General features: G+C 48.1%; 13 protein-coding genes. All 13 read left to right on the forward strand.

Annotated elements, in window-relative coordinates:
• Positions 1–413 precede the first annotated feature (413 nt).
• The gene (gene uvrA / locus ACDJ59_RS29190) at positions 414–3272 is read left to right on the forward strand and encodes an excinuclease ABC subunit UvrA (RefSeq protein ID WP_413407078.1); all 2859 of its coding nucleotides are present in this window, start codon (positions 414–416) and stop codon (positions 3270–3272) included.
• Between the two features lie 338 nt (positions 3273–3610).
• Positions 3611–3823: a hypothetical protein gene (locus tag ACDJ59_RS29195; RefSeq protein ID WP_017692026.1), complete on the forward strand. Its 213-nt coding sequence runs from the start codon at positions 3611–3613 to the stop codon at positions 3821–3823.
• Between the two features lie 276 nt (positions 3824–4099).
• Complete coding sequence (locus tag ACDJ59_RS29200) at positions 4100–5269, forward strand: S1C family serine protease (RefSeq protein ID WP_413407079.1); 1170 nt, start codon at positions 4100–4102, stop codon at positions 5267–5269.
• Complete coding sequence (locus tag ACDJ59_RS29205; protein ID WP_413407080.1) at positions 5256–7208, forward strand: stalk domain-containing protein; 1953 nt, start codon at positions 5256–5258, stop codon at positions 7206–7208. The genes ACDJ59_RS29200 and ACDJ59_RS29205 overlap by 14 nt, the downstream gene beginning before the upstream one ends.
• Before the next feature lie 328 nt (positions 7209–7536).
• The gene (locus tag ACDJ59_RS29210; protein WP_413407081.1) at positions 7537–10050 is read left to right on the forward strand and encodes a DUF3656 domain-containing U32 family peptidase; all 2514 of its coding nucleotides are present in this window, start codon (positions 7537–7539) and stop codon (positions 10048–10050) included.
• A gap of 105 nt (positions 10051–10155) precedes the next feature.
• Positions 10156–13806, forward strand: a complete 3651-nt coding sequence (locus tag ACDJ59_RS29215; RefSeq protein WP_413407082.1) for an SNF2 helicase associated domain-containing protein — start codon at positions 10156–10158, stop codon at positions 13804–13806.
• A 257-nt stretch (positions 13807–14063) separates the two neighbouring features.
• Positions 14064–14942 carry a UTP--glucose-1-phosphate uridylyltransferase GalU gene (gene galU, locus ACDJ59_RS29220; protein WP_076209856.1) on the forward strand — a complete coding sequence of 293 codons (879 nt, stop codon included), beginning with the start codon at positions 14064–14066 and terminating at the stop codon, positions 14940–14942.
• Positions 14943–15123: 181 nt separating this feature from the next.
• Positions 15124–15672, forward strand: coding sequence for a dTDP-4-dehydrorhamnose 3,5-epimerase (rfbC, locus tag ACDJ59_RS29225; protein ID WP_127551787.1), 549 nt, complete (start codon positions 15124–15126; stop codon positions 15670–15672).
• Positions 15673–15726: 54 nt separating this feature from the next.
• Positions 15727–16752 carry a dTDP-glucose 4,6-dehydratase gene (rfbB, locus tag ACDJ59_RS29230; RefSeq protein WP_076328771.1) on the forward strand — a complete coding sequence of 342 codons (1026 nt, stop codon included), beginning with the start codon at positions 15727–15729 and terminating at the stop codon, positions 16750–16752.
• A complete protein-coding gene (rfbD, locus tag ACDJ59_RS29235) occupies positions 16749–17630 on the forward strand; it encodes a dTDP-4-dehydrorhamnose reductase (RefSeq protein ID WP_413407083.1) in 882 nt (293 codons plus the stop codon). Before rfbB ends, rfbD begins: the two co-directional genes overlap by 4 nt.
• 134 nt (positions 17631–17764) lie before the next feature.
• On the forward strand, positions 17765–18640 hold the full coding sequence (locus tag ACDJ59_RS29240; protein ID WP_339195764.1) for a phosphatidylinositol-specific phospholipase C/glycerophosphodiester phosphodiesterase family protein: 876 nt from the start codon (positions 17765–17767) through the stop codon (positions 18638–18640).
• A gap of 124 nt (positions 18641–18764) precedes the next feature.
• Positions 18765–19451, forward strand: a complete 687-nt coding sequence (locus ACDJ59_RS29245) for a heptaprenylglyceryl phosphate synthase (RefSeq protein WP_413409942.1) — start codon at positions 18765–18767, stop codon at positions 19449–19451.
• A gap of 437 nt (positions 19452–19888) precedes the next feature.
• Positions 19889–22243 carry a DNA helicase PcrA gene (gene pcrA / locus ACDJ59_RS29250; protein WP_413407084.1) on the forward strand — a complete coding sequence of 785 codons (2355 nt, stop codon included), beginning with the start codon at positions 19889–19891 and terminating at the stop codon, positions 22241–22243.
• Positions 22244–22262: the final 19 nt, after the last annotated feature.

Consider the following 22262-nt stretch of genomic DNA (forward strand, 5'->3'; position numbering starts at 1 on the left):
ACCTAGCCGCGACGAAGGCGAAGCCGAGAGCGTACCGGTATTGACCTTGGAGCCGAGCCAAAGGCAATGGCGACCTAGCCGCGACGAAGGCGAAGCCGAGAGCGTCCCGGTGTTGACCTCGGAGCCGAGCCAAAGGCAATGGCGACCTTGTCGCGAACGTGGCGAAGCCGAGAGCGTCACCTCGCAGTAGAGCGGCCGTATAAGGTTCCGGCAATGAGCCGGAACCTTATACGGAGCCGCGGGCACACGACCACCCTTCACATAGCAAGACCCGACCCCTCACCGTTGCACCGCTTGTTTCGGGTGTCCAGAGGGCTGCGCCCTCTGGGGCCCTCCCTTGGAAGGGAGGGTTTGGGAGGGATCGAAAAGCCTTTTAAAAGGTTGGATTAGCAAATTTGAGAGGATGAATACTATTGGCGAGCGATAACATTGTCATTAAAGGCGCACGAGCGCATAACCTGAAAAATATCGACATTACCATCCCACGTGACCGCTTTGTTGTATTGACCGGTCTGAGTGGCTCAGGCAAGTCCTCGCTGGCTTTTGACACGATCTATGCCGAAGGACAGCGGCGTTATGTAGAATCATTGTCAGCTTACGCAAGGCAGTTTCTGGGACAGATGGAGAAACCGGATGTGGATTCCATCGAAGGATTATCTCCTGCCATTTCAATAGACCAGAAAACAACAAGCCGTAACCCACGTTCCACGGTTGGAACTGTGACCGAAATCTATGATTATCTGCGTCTGTTATTTGCACGTGTGGGCCATCCACATTGTCCGGACCATGGCGTGGAGATCAGTTCCCAGACCGTAGAACAAATGGTTGACCGCATTATGCAATATCCAGAGCGTACCCGGTTGCAGATTTTGGCACCCATTATCTCGGGCCGTAAGGGCGAGCATAAAAGTGTATTTGCTGATGTGTCCAAACAGGGTTTTGTCCGTGTACGGGTGAACGGGGAATTACGTGACCTGTCAGAAGATATTCAATTGGAGAAAAATAAAAAGCATACGATTGAAGTGGTTGTTGACCGGATCGTTGTTAAGGATGATGTACAGGCGCGTCTGGCGGACTCCATTGAAACGGCACTTAATTTGTCCGGTGGACAACTTCTGGTGGACATTATGGGCGAAGAAGAGCTGCGCTTTAGTTCCAACTTTGCCTGCCCGGTGTGCGGATTCAGTATTGAAGAGCTGGCACCGCGGATGTTCTCATTTAACAGCCCTTTCGGGGCTTGCCCGGATTGTGATGGGTTAGGCGTCAAAATGATCGTTGACCCTGATCTGCTGGTACCGGATCGGACTAAGACTATCGAAGATGGAGCTTTTGATGCTTGGACAGGTGGTACATCCACCTATTATCCGCAGTTCCTGAAGTCAGTATGTGAGCACTTCAACATTCCGCAAAATGTACCTGTCGAAGATCTGCCAGCTGAGCAGATGAACAAGTTGTTGCAGGGTACAGGTACGGAGAAAATTCGTTTCCGGTATGAGAATGATTTTGGACAACGCAAGGAAGCACTGGTTACCTTCGAAGGTATCGTGAATAATCTGGAGCGTCGTTATCGTGATACAGCATCTGAAGGTATCCGTGAATTCATCGAAGGTTATATGAGTGCGAAGCCTTGTGGTACCTGTAAAGGTCAGCGTCTGAAACGGGAAAGTCTCGCAGTTACGATTAATGATCACAACATGGCGTATGTGACTAGTTTGTCCATTGGTGAAGCTGGCCGATTCTTCGATTCATTGGAATTGAGTGAGAAAGAGCAGACGATTGCCAAACTTATTCTGAAAGAAATCAACAGCCGTCTCGGCTTCTTGGTGAATGTTGGTCTGGATTACCTTACACTGAGTCGTGCTGCCGGAACATTGTCCGGTGGGGAAGCGCAGCGGATCAGACTGGCTACACAGATTGGTTCCAGTCTGATGGGCGTGCTGTATATTCTCGATGAGCCGAGTATCGGTCTGCATCAACGGGATAATGATCGTCTGATCTCAACACTTGCGCATATGCGAGACATTGGTAACACGTTGATCGTGGTTGAACATGATGAAGATACAATGATGGCTGCCGACTATATTATCGATATTGGTCCTGGTGCAGGTATCCACGGAGGTACCATCATGTCACAGGGTACACCGCAAGAGATCATGAATGATGAGAACTCATTAACCGGTCAATATCTGAGTGGTCGCAAATTCATTCCTATTCGTGCAGAACGTAGAAGTGTAGGAGACCGCTGGCTGGAAGTACGCGGAGCCAAAGAAAATAACCTGAAGAATCTGAATGTGAAGATTCCAGTGGGTGTGTTTACTGCGGTAACGGGTGTGTCCGGTTCAGGTAAATCTACATTGATCAATGAGATCCTGTACAAAACGCTGGCACGTGATCTGAACCGTGCTCGGGTACGTCCAGGTCAGCATAAAGAGATTCGTGGTTTGGAGCATATCGATAAAGTTATTGATATTGACCAGTCGCCAATCGGGCGGACACCACGTTCCAACCCGGCTACGTATACAGGTGTCTTTGATGATATTCGTGATCTGTTTGCTCAGACGAATGAAGCCAAAGTACGTGGATACAAGAAAGGCCGGTTCAGCTTTAATATCAAAGGTGGACGTTGTGAAGCCTGCCGTGGAGACGGTATTATCAAAATCGAGATGCACTTCTTGCCGGATGTCTATGTTCCTTGTGAAGTCTGCAAAGGCAAACGATACAACCGGGAAACGCTTGAAGTGAAATATAAAAACAGAAATATTTCCGATGTGCTGGAAATGACGGTTGAAGATGCAACCCAATTCTTCGAGAACATTCCGAAGATCCATCGTAAAATGCAGACACTGATGGATGTGGGTCTGGGTTATATCAATCTGGGACAACCTGCAACCACATTGTCTGGTGGTGAAGCCCAGCGTGTGAAGCTTGCTTCCGAGCTGTATCGCCGCAGTACAGGGAAAACCATCTACATCCTCGATGAGCCGACTACGGGTTTGCATGTCGATGATATCGATCGTTTGCTGAACGTGTTGCACCGTCTGGTTGATTCCGGGGAATCGGTGTTAGTGATCGAGCATAACCTGGATGTGATCAAAACGGCAGACTATGTTGTTGATCTGGGTCCAGAAGGCGGTAGCGGTGGAGGAACCATTGTTGCAACTGGAACACCTGAGGATATCGTTAAAGTGGAAGCTTCCTATACCGGCAAGTACTTGAAGCCGGTTCTGGAGCGGGATACCGAGCGCAGCAAGGCACTGCAGTTGGTGGACTAAGGTCCTCTAACCAGTAGTTATATCAATATGAAGTGGCAGTATTGGCCCTTCTTTTCGAAAAGGTTGAGACGTTGGATTACGATCTGATGTGCTCTGCTTCCGAGAAGAAGGGCTTTTCATTTTGAGTGATGCACAGTTTTTCCTTTGGACTAAGGATACTTCGTGAAAGTGTTTACATATGCATGATGACGAGCATTACAGGAATATTCGGCCAAATTGTCTTTTTTTCATTTTTATGGATGATAGGGCTTGCATTACAAGCAGGGTACAGATAACATAGAGGAAGATATTAGGGTATGCGTTAGCTGTTCAACTATGGTAAGGAGGTCTGTCTATCCATGCTGTTTGCAGAAGCTGCCACGGCGAGTACATCGAATTTTAATGCATTTGATATTTTTGTCATCTTATTTACGATCCTGATTTTCATCGGAGTTGTTCGGCTTCTTCGGGCACCTAAGAAAAATCTGTTTGCGATCGGATTTGCAGTAGTCAGCCTACTGGTATTTCTGATGACAGACTATGCGATGATAACGGGTTGGTTTGCTCAGTAGGGATGCCACTGGAGTGAATGGAATTTAAGCCAAAGAGGTACAGACGAACACTTTCCAGAGAGACATGGAGGGTGTTTTTTTCATTTATACTGAAACGATTGAACAGGATTCTATCTTCTCTATTAAAATAGGACTTAAAACAATTGTATATCCAGATTCTGTATGATACATTGAGGGATACCGGAATTGCAGATGAGAGAAAGAGCGAATAGATTCAGCGATGAATTTGATGTCGAGTCGCGCAAGAAGGATGTATAGAGAGGGTCAGGTGAGAATATGAGCGTGTTGGGTAAAAAGGGGATAGCCATACTGATGGCTGCTGTACTCTCGATTAGTGTGGCGGCAACGGCCGGTGCAGCTGAATCCAAAGCGGCGATGCAAGCGAAAGTGGTAGACGGTCAAGTCTATGTGAACACCAAGGATCTGCTCAAGGCAGTTGGTGGAAGTGGACAATATGATGCCAAATCAGGAACGTACACGTACAAGGGAAGTGAAGCCATCCCCAAAGTGATCGAAAAGGTATCTCCTTCGGTTGTAGGCATTATTGGGAAATCTACCGAAGTGCAGGAAGGTGCAACATCAGATGACCGTTATAATCTTGCACATGGTACAGGTGTCATTATCCGGTCCAATGGATGGATCGTAACAAATGCTCACGTTGTGGATGGATTAACGAATCCGGTGGTCGTAACGACGGATGGCAATACATACAAAATTACGAAAACATACAGTGATGCACTCAGTGATCTGGCGCTAATCAAAATCAATGCCAAATCACTCAAACCGGCGAGCTTTGCCAAAGCCTCACAAACTACTGTTGGAGAAACGGTGATCGCCTTGGGTACGCCGATTTCCTTTTCTTTGCGCAACTCGGCAACCGTAGGGGTAATTAGCGGCTTGAATCGTGGTGTTGAGGCGACCTACCGGTTGATTCAGACCGACACGGCCATTAACCCAGGAAATAGCGGAGGACCGCTGGTCAACCTGAAGGGTGAAGTGGTTGGTATCAATTCCATGAAATTTTCTGCGGTCGGCGTAGAGAGTTTGGGGTTTTCGATTCCAGTGGATACCGTTCAATATATCATCGATCAGTTTTTTAAATATGGCAAAATAAAACGTGCAAGTCTGGGGCTACAGCTGGAGGAAAGTTGGTCTGCAATTGTGGGTCTGCCTACAGATGATCCATTAACGATTACGGGCGTACTGTCTCCTGAAGCCAAGAAAGCCAAAATCAAAGAGGGCGATGTCCTTTACAGTGTCGCGGGCACACGTGTCTCTTCAGTAGTGGATATCAATGAGTTGCTCAAAAAGTATCTGCCTGGACAAAAGGTAAAGCTGTTGATGCAAACGGATGGCGATATCGTCACCCGCACGTTGGTGCTTGCTGATCGCGCAGACATCGTAGACGAGGAAGATGAAGCGTTCCTTGCAGATGAAGAACAATAAAGCCCGGCGATCAGCCCGGATGGAGAGAGGACGAAAGAACGGAATGAAAAAGTCATGGATACGTGTGCTAAGCACAGGTGTATTAACCGGGATGCTGACCATTGGCGTTTCATTGCCTATATGGGCATCTGATCTGACGACAAGTGAACTACGCGTCAAAGCGGGTAGCACGAGCGCCTACATCAACGGCGATAAGCAGGCCATAGCCAAACCTTACAAGTTCAAGGGTGTTACAATGGTGCCAGTAGGTGTGTTCAAGAAAGCATTTGGCAGTGAAATCCGGCTGGAGAAAAATGATGTTGTCAAAATCAAGGAAGGTTCACACACGGTTACCCTAACGATTGGCAGTTCCATTGCTTGGGTGGATGGTGTAAAACATGAGATGGGTGCCGCTCCCAAGATGGTGAATGGCGTACTTATGGTTCCACTTCGTCCGGTTGCTGCCGGTATCGGAGCGACGCTAGCTCCAACCAGCTCCGGAGAAATGGTCATTCGTCTGTTGCAAACGGATGATTCGGTGGATGACGAGGATGGCATTCATCCGGATGAAGGCAAAACCAGAATTGGCAACAGTTTTTACGGTTGGTCCATTAACTACCCGGCAGACCTTATAGTTTTCCAGACCGGTGAGCAGGAGCGCATGATGACTTTTGGCGCTGCGGACAACAGTTATTATCTTGAAGTGTATGTCAGCGATCAGGATGTGGCGCTGGATGCGGATGATTTGTTGCAGCAACTTGTCCAGGAGGCCAAACAATCGGGAGATACGGTGCTGGATCGTGAAGCGGTGTCGAAAGGCAAAACGCCTTATGCACGGATTATCGTGAAAGATGTAGACGGCATGTTATGGGAGATGCGACAGTATCTGAGCGAAGGTCGTCAATATGATGTGTACCTCGCGGATTACGAAGCCCTGAATTATAAAGATCTGGGCAAACGTGCAGCGCTGCTCAATTCATTCCAGCCAACCTATGCGGAATCGGATCGAACGATCAAGGATCTGTCCACCGTAGATAATGGCATGCGCTCCGCCTGGAACGATGACTATGGTATTGAATTGAAGATTCCTGCCGGTTGGTCGATGGATAACAATCAGATGATCTATGAAGCCAAGGATGGTGCATATCTTCAATGGCGTGTCACTTCGGCGAAGGCAGGTACAACGGTAAAAGACTGGAGCGGCCAACTGGATAAGTGGATGCGTGAGACATTTACACCAGAGAGTTACGAGCCAATTGGTTCATATACGATGGATATCTCGGGAGAGACTGCCGAGGTGAATGAATTCCGTTATAACTTTGGCGGGGGCTGGCAGACCGAGTTCGATGTTCTTTTACAGAAGAATGGGTATCGGTATTATGCAGAGTATACGTTCCCTGAGGAGCAGATTGCAGATCGGGCATGGTTTGAACGGATTATGAAAAGTGTAGAGATTGATTTTGATACGGTTGCTGATAATTTCGGTCAGCTGGATGAAGATCCTTATTTGACAGACAAAACGAAGACACTTACACGTACGTCCAAACGTTATCATTACAGTGTAGATATTCCGCGTTACTGGACGCCGTATAGTGATCGATTCGAATATTCACCTGTGGTGTACACCTTTACTGGCGGAGAATTCTCCATTGCGGCGAGCGAAGACAAGTCGATCGAGATGACGGTCAGCCAATTGAGAGAAGCTTATGCCGAAGCCACCAAAACCCGTAAGAACTTCCAGCTGCTTCGCAGTGAAGAGCTGACGTTTGCGGGTGTGCCTGCATTTTCCTTTACGTATCATGAGCTGGACAAAGGCGTGCCATATGCGGGTCGTCAGATCGTGTTTGAAAAGGACGGAACAACCTATACGATCACAAGTGGGCTGAATGATGCCAACAAGACAGAAGTTCAGGCGGCAGCCTTGGAAAAAGCAGTGAACTCATTTACTTTTATTAAATAATATTGATGCATGCCGGAGGGTCAAAAGACCTTTCGGCTTTTTTCGTTGTACTGGAAATGAAAATGGTAAACGGTTTTTTCAGGAAAACGTAGAAGAGTCGGTGCAGAAGTGGTACACTATACTAGTTCAGGAGTTATGACTGCTGTTCTGATGAATAGGAATGACTGTAAGCTTGGAGTTCAGGCAATACAGACATAATAGATAGATATTGTAATACCGTGACAATGCAGGTGTACCCGATAAGGTGCAGTCTTAGGCTTGGTATGTTCAAGCGTTTAAGGATATAGGGATGAAATCCGGCGGATAGCCGGTTATGGGGAGGATCTACATGAAAACAGCAACAATACGAAGAGAAGACGTTGAACTTCTGGCACCGGCTGGTGACTGGGATTGTATGCGTTCGGCGGTAGCTAATGGCGCAGATGCAATTTTCTTCGGAGTCGAAAAGTTTAATGCACGGGCACGAGCGAACAATTTCCGTATGGACGAGCTGCCGGAGATAATGGCGTTTTTGCACAGTTATGGCGTAAAAGGTTTTTTGACCTTTAATATATTGATTTTTGAAAATGAATTGACGGATGCCAAAGAACTGATCGACGCTTGTGTCGATGCAGGTGTGGACGCTGTAATTGTTCAGGATTTGGGTTTGGTGAAGATGATTCGCGAGATCTCGCCGGATTTCCCGATTCACGGTTCAACACAGATGACAATTACGTCCCCGGAAGCGGTCGAGTTTACGAAGCCGTTTGATATGGAACGTGTCGTTCTGGGACGGGAGAACAACCTGAAGCAGATCCAGAAGATCGGGGAGCAGGCGAAACTTCCAATGGAAGTATTTGTTCATGGTGCGCTGTGTGTATCCTACTCGGGGCAGTGTCTCACTTCCGAAATGTGGGGAGGACGTTCGGCGAACCGTGGAGAGTGCGCACAAGCTTGTCGTCTTCCATACGATCTGATGGTGGATGGGGTGCACAAACCGATGGGTGATGTAGCTTATCTGTTGTCTCCGAAGGATCTGGCAGCGATTGATCTGATGCCGGAACTGATCGAAGCAGGAGTAACTTCTTTCAAAATTGAAGGACGTCTCAAAACGCCAGAATACGTAGCAAACGTAGTAAGCAAATACCGCAAAGCGATTGACCGTTATTTTGATGGAGATAACACACCGCCAAGCAAGGAAGAAGTTCGCGAATTGCAGCAAAGCTTCTCCCGTGGATTCACGCATGGTTTCCTGAGCGGTACAAACAACAAAGAACTGGTGGATGGAACATTCCCGAAAAGCCGTGGTGTCTACCTCGGTCGTGTGGATCAAGTGTTGCGCGATGGTGTGGTCCTGAAGCTGGATGCACCCGTGAAACGTGGAGACGGAATTGTATTTGACGCCGGAGACCCGACTCAGAAGGAAGAGGGCGGACGGGTATATGATGTACGTCGCAAAGGTTTAAAACTCGAATGCGAAGCCGAAGAGGGCTGGATCGTTGACGTTGTGCCAGGCCGCAGTGACGTGGATCTGCGCCGCGTGAAAGTTGGCGACAAAGTGTGGAAAACGAATGACCCGGCGCTGGACAAACGTCTGCGTCAAAGCTTCGAGACCGAGAAGCCGTACCGTGTATTCCCGGTGAAGGTGAAGGTCATCGGCAGCCCGGGGCAGCCGCTTAGCACATGGTGGACAGACGTGCAGAAAGGCACGACCGTCCGTATTGATTCCGAGATGGAACTGGACATCGCGCAGAAGCGTCCAATGACACATGAATTGCTCGAAGAGCAGTTCGGACGACTGGGAGGCACCGTGTTCCAGTTGGAAGGAATGGACGTCAATCTGCACGGTGATGTCATCATCCCAATGCGCGAGTTGAATAACATTCGCCGTCAGGCGGTTGAACAACTCGCGGGCGAACGTCCTAAACCACCCGTCTACGTGAAACGGGCGGTAGATGTGTACGGCGATTCGGTTAAACCGGCATCGCCAGTCGCTCGCGGTCAAGCAGAGTTGACCGCGCTCTGCCGCAGCCTGCCACAAGTGGAGGCAGCGATTGAAGCGGGAATCGGCATGATCTATGCCGACTTCGAGTTTATCAAGCAGTTCCCGGCAGCCGTGGAAGCTGTGCATGCCGCTGGTCGCAAGATCGCGCTGGCAACACCGCGTATTCACATGCCTGGGGAGAACGGATATCATAACAACATCCTGCGTCTGAAGCCGGATGCGGTATTGGTACGTAATACAGGCGCACTGTACTTCTACCTTCGTCACCGGATGGAAAACCCGGATGCGAAGCACCCGGAACTGATCGGCGACTTCTCATTGAACATTGCCAATCACAAAGCAGTAGAATTGTTCCTGGAAGCCGGATGTGACTGGATTACCCCATCCTATGACCTGAACATTCAACAAATGGTTGATTTGCTTGGCCACTCCCGTACAAGTCAGACTGAAGTGGTTATCCATCAGCATCTGCCGATGTTCCACACCGAGCACTGTGTGTATTGTACGTTCATGAGTGAAGGAACGGACTTCACGAACTGTGGCCGTCCTTGTGAGGAACAGCGTGCATCCCTGCAAGACCGAATCGGCATGTCCCACCCGGTACGTGTGGATGAAGGCTGCCGTAATACGGTATACAACGCAGTGGAGCAGTCAGGTGCCGAATATCTGACTAACTTTATGGATCTGGGTGTATCCCGTTACCGTGTGGAATTCCTGGAAGAGACACCGGAGCAGGTTCGCGAAGTAATTGATCTGTACAACCGCGCACTGCGCGGCGAGATCAGTGGTACACAAGTGTGGAAAACACTCAAAGCAACGAACCAACTGGGCGTTACACGTGGTCAATTGGTGAAATAACGATTGTATGGTACAACAACAGTTACAAGCATGAAGGAACCCCAAACTCTGCTTCAAGGAGCTCTTGGGGTTTTTTTTACATCATGACACAGGAGGCGAAGAAGCGTGGCGCCATTCACAATTATGGATATCAAATTGCTGTGCGGGGTCACGGCATTCAAGCGCGGAGAAGATTATAACCAATCTGGCAGGGTGACCAATCTGGTGGTCGGTGAGGATCAGCTTCATTATGAAGCACAGGTACGTGGATCGGAGCGTTATCAGGTTACGGTGGATGTAGATGGATCAGGTGAGATTGTGGCAGGTTGCAGTTGTCCGGGTGACGGTAGGCATTATGACTATTGCAAACATGTCGCTGCTGTCCTGTTGGCTATTCACGAATGGGGTGAGCAGCAGGAGCGTAATGCCACGATTGCTTCGGGGAAGACCTCTCCGCCTTCTACAGGCCAAGGAGCCAATACCAGTTCCAGCTCAGGTTCCAAGTCCAGGGTGGGAACGTTGGTCGAAGAAAGCATATGGGAGCGACCACAGTCCGCTTCACAACGAGAGCAACTGAATGATGCTCCAGAGCGTTCTCCGGTTCATTTTGCCCAAGCAGGTCGTCCAAGCTCAGCTTCGGGGTGGGGCCGCTCGGCAGATAAACCTTCTTACCGTACGGCGGATCAGATTCTGTCCATGTTTGCCAAGGATCGGAGACCGCTGCATGGAAATGATCGTAAATACACTGCCCCTGTCAGCCGTTCCTCCCTGCGGGAAGAATTGCAGGTTCAGTTTATATGTAAGCTGACACAGGTTCACAAGGGTGGTGGGAAACTTGCTCTTGAATTGAAAGTGGGTAACAAACGTCTGTATGTGGTGCAGAAAGTGAAACAATTCCTGAACTGTATCGAGAAGGGCGAGCCCATGTCATTTACCAAGCTGTTCCACTATGATCCATTGATGCATGTTTTCACTCCGCAGGATCAGGCCATTCTCTCGATGCTTATTCGAATGAGACAGAGTGAGGAGGCCTATCGCCAATCCATCTCCGGTTATCTGGGAGCTTCGGACGGACGGGATATACTGATTGCTCCGCTCGTATGGAAGCCATTGCTGGAATTACTACTACAGGCCGACAGCCGGATGGAGGGCACAGGATTTGCCAATGGACCACTCACACTGGGCGAGGGGGTACTGCCTTTATTTTACCGGATCGCCCAGGGAACAAATGAAGGATATCAGCTTGAAATTTCGGGACTGCGTGAGCTGATTCTTCTTCCTGCTTATGATGCCGCCGTGGTGGAAGGACAGTTGCACATGTTGGAGCCGATGCAGATGCGAAGTCTGGAGGACTTGAGTGGGGCACTCACGTCATATGGGATCAAGGAAAGCATTGATATTTCGACCCAGCAGGTGGATGAGTTTGTTCAGCATGTCGTGCCAGAACTGCGTACGCTCGGACATCTGTCCATTGATTCACAGGTGCGTGAACAGATCGCGGAACCGGAACTTTCACCGAAGCTGTACATCGACTTCTATCGTGAACGTATTACAGCGCGTCTGGAATTCGACTATGAGGTCATGGTTATTAATCCGCTTGCCGAGTATTTAATAGATGAAGAAGAGAAAAAGGTTATTTTGGTGCGTGATCGATACAAAGAACGGAATCTCATTGAACGGCTCGATCGTTCTTTCCTGGAACGTGATGGTAGTGTCTGGGCGAGCGAACGGGAAGATGCCATCTATGATGTTATGTATCATCTGTTGCCTGAGCTTGAAAAACAGGTAGACATCTATATGCCAAACGCCGTGAAGGCCATGGTGCAATCCTATCCAACACCGCCGAAAGTACGAGCAGATTTGGGGAGAGGACTGGACTGGCTGGAGATTTCATTCGAGATGGAAGGTGTGGACGAGCAGGAGCTTCAAGAACTCATGCGTCGCATTGTGGAAAAGAAACCGTATTTCCGTCTCAAGAGCGGTATCTTTCTATCGCTTGAAAATGAAGGTGCAGACAGTTTCGCTCATATGGCCGATTCACTGGGACTTGGAGCAGATGACATCAAGAGCAGCCATATCCGGCTGCCAGCTGTTCGGGCGTTACAATTGCCAGGCAGGGATGAAGTTTCCGGTCATGTGAAGTGGGGAGGCTCCCTGAAACGTTTCCTTGATGATCTGCGAGATCCCGAACGGATGGATTTTGCATTGCCAGAGACACTGACCCCCATCCTGCGGGATTATCAGAACAGTGGATACCAGTGGCTGCGTACCCTCGCTTATTATCGTTTTGGCGGCATTCTGGCGGATGATATGGGACTTGGTAAAACGTTGCAAAGTATCGCCTATATCACAGCGGTTCTTCAGGAGAAGCCCGACTACAATATGGACAATACGGGCGTTGATAAATACCGGGAGAGCGGATCATTACGGGGCGGTGAAACGTTGGCGACTTCCAACATTGATTCCGAAACTGGGCTCCCATTGGATAAGATGGATTCAGAGAATACGGATGGCCTATGGTCCACGATGCAGCAGGATGGACTGACAATCCGAACGAGAGTCATTCATCCCCCGGTACTTGTCGTGGCGCCTGCCTCGCTAACCTATAACTGGGCTAATGAGTTTGCACGGTTTGCCCCGCATCTGAAAGTCCTGATCGCAGCCGGTCAGAAAGAAGAGCGAGCCAATATGCTTTCTGGAATGGATGAGGCAGATGTGATTGTGACGTCGTATCCTCTGTTGAGACGGGATTTGGATACCTACCTGGGCCGAACCTTCCATACGCTCATTCTGGATGAGGCTCAGGCGATCAAAAATGCTTCTTCCCAGACCGCGCAGGCGGTCAAACAAATTCAGGCGCCGCGTCGTTTTGCACTCACAGGAACGCCTGTAGAGAACTCACTGGATGAATTGTGGTCCATTTTTGAAGCGGTATTCCCTGGGTTATTTCCAAGTTACAGAAGATTCCGCGACCTTCCTCCGGAACGGATCTCGCGGATGGTACGTCCGTTTATTCTGCGCCGCCTGAAGAAGGATGTGTTGGAAGAATTGCCTGATCGAATTGAAACAGTACAGCGGTCAGAGCTCACGGTTGAACAGAAGAAACTGTACGCCGCATACCTTTCCCAGCTTCAGGATGAAGCATCGAAGGACATGGAGGATAACGGATTCCAGAAGAATCGTATCAAAATTCTGGCAGGCATCACCCGCTTGCGTCAGTTGTGTTGTCATCCGGCTCTCTTTGTCGAAGGATATCAAGGCGATTCCGGGAAAATGGAACAGTTGCTTGAAACGGTCGAAGATTGTTTGGCTTCAGGGAAACGAATTCTCATCTTCTCCCAATTTGCGAGCATGTTGAACCTGATTCGTCAGACCCTTGCGGCACAGGGAAGAAACCTGTTTTACCTTGATGGTCAGACCCCTGCTCAGAGCCGGGTCGAGATGTGTCACAGATTTAACGAGGGCGAAGCTGAACTGTTCTTAATCTCCCTGAAAGCTGGAGGTACCGGATTAAACTTAACGGGGGCAGATACCGTTATATTATATGATCTATGGTGGAATCCCGCCGTGGAAGAACAGGCAATTGGCCGTGCCCATCGTATGGGACAGAAACAAGTGGTGCAAGTCATCCGCCTGGTTACCGAAGGTACGATCGAAGAGAAGATTTTGGAACTCCAGCAGCGGAAGAAGGACTTAATTGCCGAAGTAATCGAACCGGGAGACGGCGGATCAACGACCTTATCCGAACAGGATATCCGCGAATTGTTGATGGTATAATGGAGTCCAAGCATCGTAGCAATAAGAATCATTAAATATATGAATCTATACAAGTTGAACTAATCATTTACACGAGAAACGTAGAGGACAGAAAAAAGCTGGAGAAGCGTAGCGTTCGCCTTTATCACCAGATTTCACCTTTGTAAAAGTGAATTAAAAAATCTGGGGATAACAGCGATCGGAAGGTTGTTCTGTCATCGTAGTGTCAGTGTAAATAATCTTTAGTTCAACTTGTTTAGCAAAAGGAGTGGGTTCGTGTGCGTATTCGTAAAGCGATTATTCCAGCCGCAGGGCTGGGTACCCGGTTTCTGCCTGCCACCAAGGCGATGCCTAAGGAAATGCTGCCCATCGTGGACAAGCCAACGATCCAGTACATTATTGAAGAAGCCGTAGCTTCAGGCATTGAAGATATCATTATTGTGACAGGTAAAGGGAAGCGGGCCATTGAAGATCACTTCGATTATTCATTTGAGCTGGAGCAGAATCTGGCGGACAAACAGAAGTGGGACTTGCTTAACGAAGTACGCAAACCCTCCGAGATGGCAGATATCCATTATATCCGTCAAAAGGAACCGAAGGGACTTGGTCACGCCATCTGGTGCGCCCGCAAGTTTATCGGCAACGAGCCTTTTGCCGTCCTGCTAGGGGACGACATTGTGGAAGCGGAACATCCCTGCCTGAAGCAGATGATCGATGTCTACGATGAACTGCAATCTCCGATTGTTGGTGTACAGCCTGTTGATTGGAGCGAGGTATCCCGCTATGGGATAGTGGACGGAGAGTTGCTGACCCCTACCGATGATCGTGTTTTTCGGGCCCGCCGCTTAATTGAGAAACCAAAGACCGAAGACTCTCCCTCCAACCTGGCTATTATGGGACGTTACATTCTTACACCGGATATTTTCGAGATCCTGGGTCAACAATCTGCTGGTGTAGGGGGAGAAATTCAGCTTACGGATGCCTTGTCCCGATTGAATGAACAGCGGCAAATTCTTGCTTATCATTTTGATGGGTTACGTCATGATGTTGGTGAAAAGTTGGGCTTTATTGAGACATCGATTCACTACGCATTGCAACGCCCGGATCTACGGAAAGATCTCTTAAAGTATTTGGAACAGGTCGTAAAGGATCAATAAATGGTTTTCCGCATGCCCTTGAAGTCCAGCCGAAGAATGATATCGCGGCTGGGCTTTAATTTGTTTTATGGAAGAGCAAATATGAGGGTTATACAGGCCAATGAACAAACACATACCCGACACTTTACATATACATAGTCAATATGAAGAAATGATGTCAACAGCAAAACGGAGGGATGTCATGAAGGTACTTCCGCTGTTTATGGATGGTGCTGCCATATTGGAACCCAAGGTTTATGGTGATCACCGTGGATATTTTATGGAGAGTTATAATGAGCAGGTTCTGCATGAACAGGGGATACAGCACGTCTTTATTCAGGACAATCAATCCTTGTCGGCTGAAGCAGGTGTTCTGCGTGGGCTTCATTACCAGCTTCAGCCCAAAGCACAGACTAAATTGGTGAGGGTTATATCAGGGGCTATATATGATGTGATTGTGGATGTCCGCACCTCATCCCCTACTTTTGGCCGATGGAAAAGTGTCATTCTAAGTGAGTACAACCAGCGGCAGCTGCTTGTTCCTCAAGGATTTGCTCATGGATTTTGTACCTTGGTGCCTAATTCCCTGGTAACTTATAAGGTAGACGCCTATTATTCGCCTGAACATGATCGTGGAATTTTGTGGAACGATCCGGCGCTCGCCATTGATTGGCCTGTGACGAAACCTATATTATCGGAGAAGGATCAGAAGCATCCTCTACTGAAAGATGCTGAACTGAATTTCGACTAATTAATCAGACTTTTCAGATACTTCTGTATCTGGAGGCAGAGGGAGAGAGACAGCATGAAACTACTGGTTACGGGTGGGGCCGGATTTATCGGCAGCAACTTTGTGTTATATATGCTTCGTGAACATCCGAGTTATGAAATTATCAATGTGGATGCATTAACGTATGCAGGAAACTTGGAGAACTTGCATACGGTAGAGTCCAATCCCCGATATACCTTCATCAAGGCAGATATTGCAGATGTACAGCAGATGGAAGCTGTTTTTTCCCAAGGCATCGATGTGGTTGTGAATTTCGCTGCCGAGTCTCATGTGGATCGAAGTATCCTGTCCCCGGATATCTTTGTGCGTACCAATGTGATGGGTACTCAAGTTCTGCTGGATGCGGCAAAGAAGTATCAGGTCACCAAATTTGTTCAGGTATCGACGGATGAGGTATATGGATCATTGGGTGCAACGGGGTTATTTACTGAAGATACACCTCTGATGCCAAACAGTCCTTACTCTGCAAGTAAAGCTGGCGGGGATCTGCTCGTAAGAGCCTATCATGAAACCTTTGGATTGCCTGTAAATATTACACGTTGCTCCAATAACTACGGGCCTTTTCAATTCCCGGAGAAACTGATTCCGCTGATTATATCCCGTGCATTAAATGATGAAGCCATTCCAGTATATGGTGACGGCCTCAATATTCGTGACTGGCTGTATGTCGAGGATCACTGCAGCGCGATTGATTTGGTGATTCATAATGGTCAATCTGGAGAGGTATACAACATTGGTGGTAATAATGAACGTACCAATATATACATTGTGGAGAGCGTATTGGAACAACTGGGTAAACCGGCGAGTTTGATTCAATATGTACAGGATCGATTGGGACATGACCGACGTTATGGTATAGATCCTACCAAGATACGTACAGAGCTCGGATGGCAACCTGCACACAATTTTGAGACAGGGATCAAGGAGACGATCCAGTGGTATCTGAAACATCAAGATTGGTGGACTAGAATTCAATCAGGCACATATCAGGACTATGTTCAGCTTCAGTACGGTAAGCGGATGGGTGATTCGTCCAAATGAACTATAGAGTTATGGTGACTGGCGCGGCAGGACAGCTGGGTTATGATGTGGTGAAGACCTTTCAAGCAGAGGGTCATCAGGTATTGGCCTGTGACAAAAACCAGATGGATATTACCGATCAACAGCAGTGCACAGATATGATTACAACCTTCCGGCCTCACATCATTATTCACTGCGCTGCTTACACGGCGGTCGATCAGGCTGAGGTAGATGAGGATACAGCACATGCAATCAATGCATCAGGTACTAGAAATATCGCGGTTGCCGCCGAGAAAGTGAAAGCAAAACTGGTATATATCAGTACCGATTATGTATTTGATGGGAGCGGGAGTACACCTTACCGCGAGTACGATGTAACGAATCCGCAGAGTGTATATGGCAAGTCGAAGCTTGCTGGGGAACGGCTGGTTCAAAGTTTGTGTACGCAATGGTTTATTATTCGAACATCATGGGTGTTTGGCGTGTATGGCAGTAATTTTGTCAAAACCATGCTGGAACTTATGGAGAAGCGTCCACAACTGCAAGTTGTTCATGACCAACAAGGTTCGCCAACCTATACGGTCGATCTTGCCCGATTCATTCATACCCTTTCTACGAGTGAAAAATATGGTATCTATCATGCTTCCAATTCAGGAACTTGCTCATGGTACGAGTTTGCAGAGGCAATAAAAGAAGAAGGCGGTAAGCAGAGTGGGTTCGAGCCGACAGCCGAACTTACACCATGCACAACCGATCAGTTTCCGCGTCCAGCCCCTCGTCCTGCATACTCGGTGATGGATCATCTGGCGATTCGAACGAACGGTCTGGAACCTCTGAGACCTTGGCGTGAGGCACTGATTGCGTTTATGAAAGAGTGGAGTGTACAGCAAAAGGACTGAGCATGTGGAGGGTCTCTGCTTTATACCCATAGTCTACCCACCATTTAACAGCCGCCTCGGGCGGCTATTTTGTTTTGCACCTCATCAATTCGGGTAGTTAGCTAACAAAAAGCTACTGAGGATGTGAATGCTATATGAAACGCATTGCCGCCGTGTTAATATTACTGATCGTTACCGTGGGCACACTCTTTTTCGCCTATGAAAGCGAGAGTGAGGAACAACGGGACGGATTTACCGCCTATAGATTAATCGCCCATGCGATGGGCAGCATTCGTGATCAACCATATACCAACGCCTATGAAGCGATGATTGCCAATTACGAGAAAGGCACACGTGTATTTGAGATCGACTTTATGTTAACATCGGATCGCAAAGCCGTAGCCAGACATGAATGGACCGCTAATATGAGCAAAATGCTAGGACAAGACGAAGAGCTTCCGGAGGATAAACAAGCCGGGGCACTGACACATGATGAATTTATGAATACGCCTATTTTAGGCATGTATCAACCCATGGATGCCGATGGCATTATAGATGTACTGGCCGAGTATCCGGATATGTATATCGTAACCGACACCAAGGAACAGAAGGATGAGGATATTCAGCAGGTGTTAAGATCCCTCGTGGATGCAGCCAAAGAACATGATCCATCCGTGCTGGACCGGGTGGTTGTACAGATCTATAACGAACCGATGCTCGAAACGGTGAAAGAAGTCTATGCATTCCCTTCCATTATCTATACGTTATATGCCACACAGGATACAGAAGCTCAGGTTGTTGATTTTGTTCAAAAGAATGATATTGATGCAGTTACCATGCCTGAATATAAAGTAAACCAGAATTTCGTCGCCAAGCTGAATAGTGCAGGTTCTGTCACCTACGTGCACACCATCAACGACACTGAACAAGTGGCTAACTATGAGAAGTGGGGCGTGTACGGAGTATACTCAGACGTGCTGACGGAGCAGGAACTGGATGAGATGAATACACGTTTTGCCTGGAAACCGTAAAAATTCATGTTTTTCTGTTCCCCTTTTTATACGAACATTGACACTCACTGTCTGCTGACTTAGACTTAGTTTACAAGCTTTCTAGGATGCAGAAGAACCTCTGGAGGAATGTTCGTTGATAGACATGATTAAGCAGTGGAGACATGTATTTAAGCTTGACCCGGACCGGGAGATTACTGACGAAGAACTCGATCTGGTCTGCATGTCGGGGACCGATGCAATTATCGTCGGCGGATCTTCGGGAATTACTTATGATAACACGGTAGACCTGATGTCCCGTGTGCGTCGTTATGAGTTGCCATGTGTGCTTGAAGTATCCGATCTGGAGGCTGTTGTTCCCGGTTTTGATGGATATCTGATCCCAATGGTCCTGAATGCAACGGACAGCAAATGGATGATTGGGCACCACCAGCAAGCCATAGAGCGTTATGGTTATCTTATCCCATGGGATCTGCTGATTGCCGAGGGTTATATTGTGCTTAATGCAAACTCTACGGTAGCGCGGTTAACTGGTGCAGATACGGATCTGACGACAGGAGCTGCGGTGGCATATGCCCAGGCAGCGGAGCGTCTGCTCAATCTTCCAATTGTATATATGGAGTACAGTGGAACGTTCGGAGATATGGAGCTTGTTGGTGAGACATACAGACAACTGGAGCGGGCACACCTTATCTACGGCGGCGGAATTGATGATTCGGAGAAAGCCTCGCAAGCTGCCCAAGTGGCAGATACTGTCGTGGTAGGTAACATTGTGTATAGCGATTTGACTAAGGCACTTGAGACGGTGTTGGCTGTAAAAGGAACCATTTAATCGGTTTAGTTTACCATTCCCCCATTTTCCCCTTATGATCTGTTAAAATAGAACTTTGCCCTTACTAATTAAAGAAGTTATATGAGCGTAATGTCGTTTACACGATAACAAAGAGGAGAGAAGTGAGCTGGAGAAACGAAATGCTCGTTAAAAGCTTTCTGTAAGAAAGCTAAATCCTAAGCATACTTCTATTACCTGATTTTGTTCTTTTTTTACTAAGAAATTCGTATACAGGGACTATGTTTACACGAGAACGAAGAGGACAGAAATAAGCTGGAGAAGCGGAGCGTTCGCCTTTATTACCTGATTTTTACCTTTGAAAAGTAGATCGAAAAATCCGGGAATAACAGCGATCGGAAGATTATTCTGTCATCGTAGTGACGAGTGTAACCGATAGCTCACTTATACCGACCAACCAACGAAAGGAGCATGCATGCATGCAACCTGTAAATATACATGATGCCGTTGCACGGCTTAACACCCCTCAACGGCAAGCCGTCGAGGCGACGGATGGCCCGCTGCTGATTATGGCCGGAGCGGGCTCCGGCAAGACCCGGGTGCTAACACACCGGATTGCCTACCTCATTGCAACACGGAAAGCACCCCCGTGGGGCATTTTAGCGATTACATTTACGAACAAAGCCGCTCGTGAGATGCAAGACCGGGTATCCCAACTCGTAGGTGGCTCACAAGGCCGCGACATTTGGGTATCCACATTCCACTCCATGTGCGTGCGTATTCTGCGCCGTGATATTGAACGTATTGGCTTTACCTCCAACTTCAGTATTTTGGACTCATCGGACCAATTATCTGTAATTCGTAGCTGTATGAAAGATCAGAATATCGATACCAAGAAATTCGAGCCCAAAGCAGTTCAATCCATGATGAGCACGGCGAAGAATGAACTGATCAGTCCGGAGCAATATGAGAAGCAGGCAGGAGATTATTTCGAGGGTATTGTAGCGAAGATATATAAGATGTATCAGAAAAAGTTAAGAGCCAACAACTCACTTGATTTCGACGATCTCATTATGCAGACCATTCAACTGTTCAAAGAAGTGCCGGAAGTCCTCGACTTTTACCAAAAGAAATTCCAATACATTCACGTGGACGAGTATCAGGATACGAACCGTGCACAGTACATGCTGTGCCGCATGCTCGCTGACAGTCACCATCACATCTGCGTTGTAGGGGATAGTGACCAGTCGATCTATCGCTGGCGTGGGGCGGATATCAGCAATATCCTGAACTTTGAGAAAGATTACCCTGAAGCAAGTACGATTTTGCTGGAGCAGAACTATCGTTCAACTTCCAATATCCTGAATGCAGCGAATGAAGTGATCGGCCTGAATACAGGGCGTAAACCGAAGAAACTGTGGACGGACAAAGAGGGTGGTTCGAAGATCAAGGTGTACCGTGCGGATTCCGAGCATGATGAGGGGTATTTTGTTACCTCTGAGATTAGTAAAAATGTGAAGAACGGCAAATCATATCAGAACCATGCTATTTTGTACCGTACCAACGCTCAGTCCCGGGTTATAGAGGAAATTCTGATCAAGTCTGATATTCCGTATCAGATTGTCGGCGGCATCAAGTTCTATGATCGTAAAGAGATCAAGGACATTCTGGCGTACCTTCGACTATTGTCCAACCCCGACGATGATATCAGTCTTACACGGATCATTAATGTACCGAAACGTAGCATCGGGGATACAACAGTAGCGAAGCTGGCGGCTGCGGCAGGAGAGCGTGGAATTTCTATTTTCCGTGTACTTCAGGTCGTAGATGATCTTGGTTTTGCTGGTCGTACGCGGAATGCGCTGGTGGAGTTCTATGACATGATCGCTGCGTTGCATCAGATGGTAGAGTATCTGTCTGTAACTGAACTGACCGAGAAGATTCTTGAGATGAGCCAATACCGTCTTGAGATGCAAAATGAAAACACACTCGAATCCCGTGCACGGCTGGAAAACATTGAAGAGTTCCTGTCGGTAACGATGGAATTTGAGAAAAATAATGAAGACAAAACGCTCGTGTCGTTCCTCACCGATCTTGCATTGATTGCTGACATCGACAGCATGAACGATGATGAAGAGGATCAGAGCGACGCGGTTACCCTGATGACCATGCACAGCGCCAAAGGTCTGGAGTTCCCGGTTGTCTTTATCGTGGGTATGGAGGAAGGAGTCTTCCCGCATAGCCGTGCCTTTATGGACAATGAAGAACTGGAAGAAGAACGCCGACTTGCTTATGTAGGGATCACCCGTGCGGAAGAGCAACTTTTCCTGTCTTGTGCACAGATGCGGACGTTGTTTGGACGTACCACAGCGAACCCGCCTTCCCGCTTCCTGGATGAAATTCCGGATGAGCTAAAGGAGGACACCTCCATGGCTCGTGATCGTTACCGCCGTGGCAGTAGCGGAGGAGGCTCATATGGTGGACGCGGACTAGGTTCCAGTGGAGGAAGTAACTTCGGTGGTGGCACCAAGCTGTTCGATCACCAAAGTAAAAGCGGTTCATCTGCTACCTCATCCACGCCAACTTCGCGTGTGACCACAAGTGTCTCCCGCCCAACATATTCTACGCCATCATCTGCTTCCAAGCCGGCAGCTTCTAATGGTGAAGCAGGGTTCAAGGCAGGAGATAAAGTGCAGCATGGCAAATGGGGGACAGGCACGATTGTTGCGGTCAAAGGGACAGGTAATGATACAGAACTTCAGATTGCCTTCCCGGCTCCGGTGGGTGTGAAACGTTTGCTTGCCGGATTTGCCCCAATTACGAAAGTAGAATAAGAACGAAACCTCCTTTTGC

The organism is Paenibacillus amylolyticus (genome assembly GCF_047302515.1).
GTDB lineage: Bacteria > Bacillota > Bacilli > Paenibacillales > Paenibacillaceae > Paenibacillus > Paenibacillus amylolyticus_G.

Coding starts and splice junctions, on each gene's coding strand:
- ACDJ59_RS29195 (WP_017692026.1), top strand. CDS start 3,611: ATGCTGTTTGCAGAAGCTGCCACGGCGAGTACATCGAATTTTAATGCA.
- ACDJ59_RS29245 (WP_413409942.1), top strand. CDS start 18,765: ATGATTAAGCAGTGGAGACATGTATTTAAGCTTGACCCGGACCGGGAG.
- ACDJ59_RS29210 (WP_413407081.1), top strand. CDS start 7,537: ATGAAAACAGCAACAATACGAAGAGAAGACGTTGAACTTCTGGCACCG.
- rfbC (WP_127551787.1), top strand. CDS start 15,124: ATGAAGGTACTTCCGCTGTTTATGGATGGTGCTGCCATATTGGAACCC.
- rfbD (WP_413407083.1), top strand. CDS start 16,749: ATGAACTATAGAGTTATGGTGACTGGCGCGGCAGGACAGCTGGGTTAT.
- ACDJ59_RS29240 (WP_339195764.1), top strand. CDS start 17,765: ATGAAACGCATTGCCGCCGTGTTAATATTACTGATCGTTACCGTGGGC.
- rfbB (WP_076328771.1), top strand. CDS start 15,727: ATGAAACTACTGGTTACGGGTGGGGCCGGATTTATCGGCAGCAACTTT.
- ACDJ59_RS29205 (WP_413407080.1), top strand. CDS start 5,256: ATGAAGAACAATAAAGCCCGGCGATCAGCCCGGATGGAGAGAGGACGA.
- pcrA (WP_413407084.1), top strand. CDS start 19,889: ATGCAACCTGTAAATATACATGATGCCGTTGCACGGCTTAACACCCCT.
- ACDJ59_RS29200 (WP_413407079.1), top strand. CDS start 4,100: ATGAGCGTGTTGGGTAAAAAGGGGATAGCCATACTGATGGCTGCTGTA.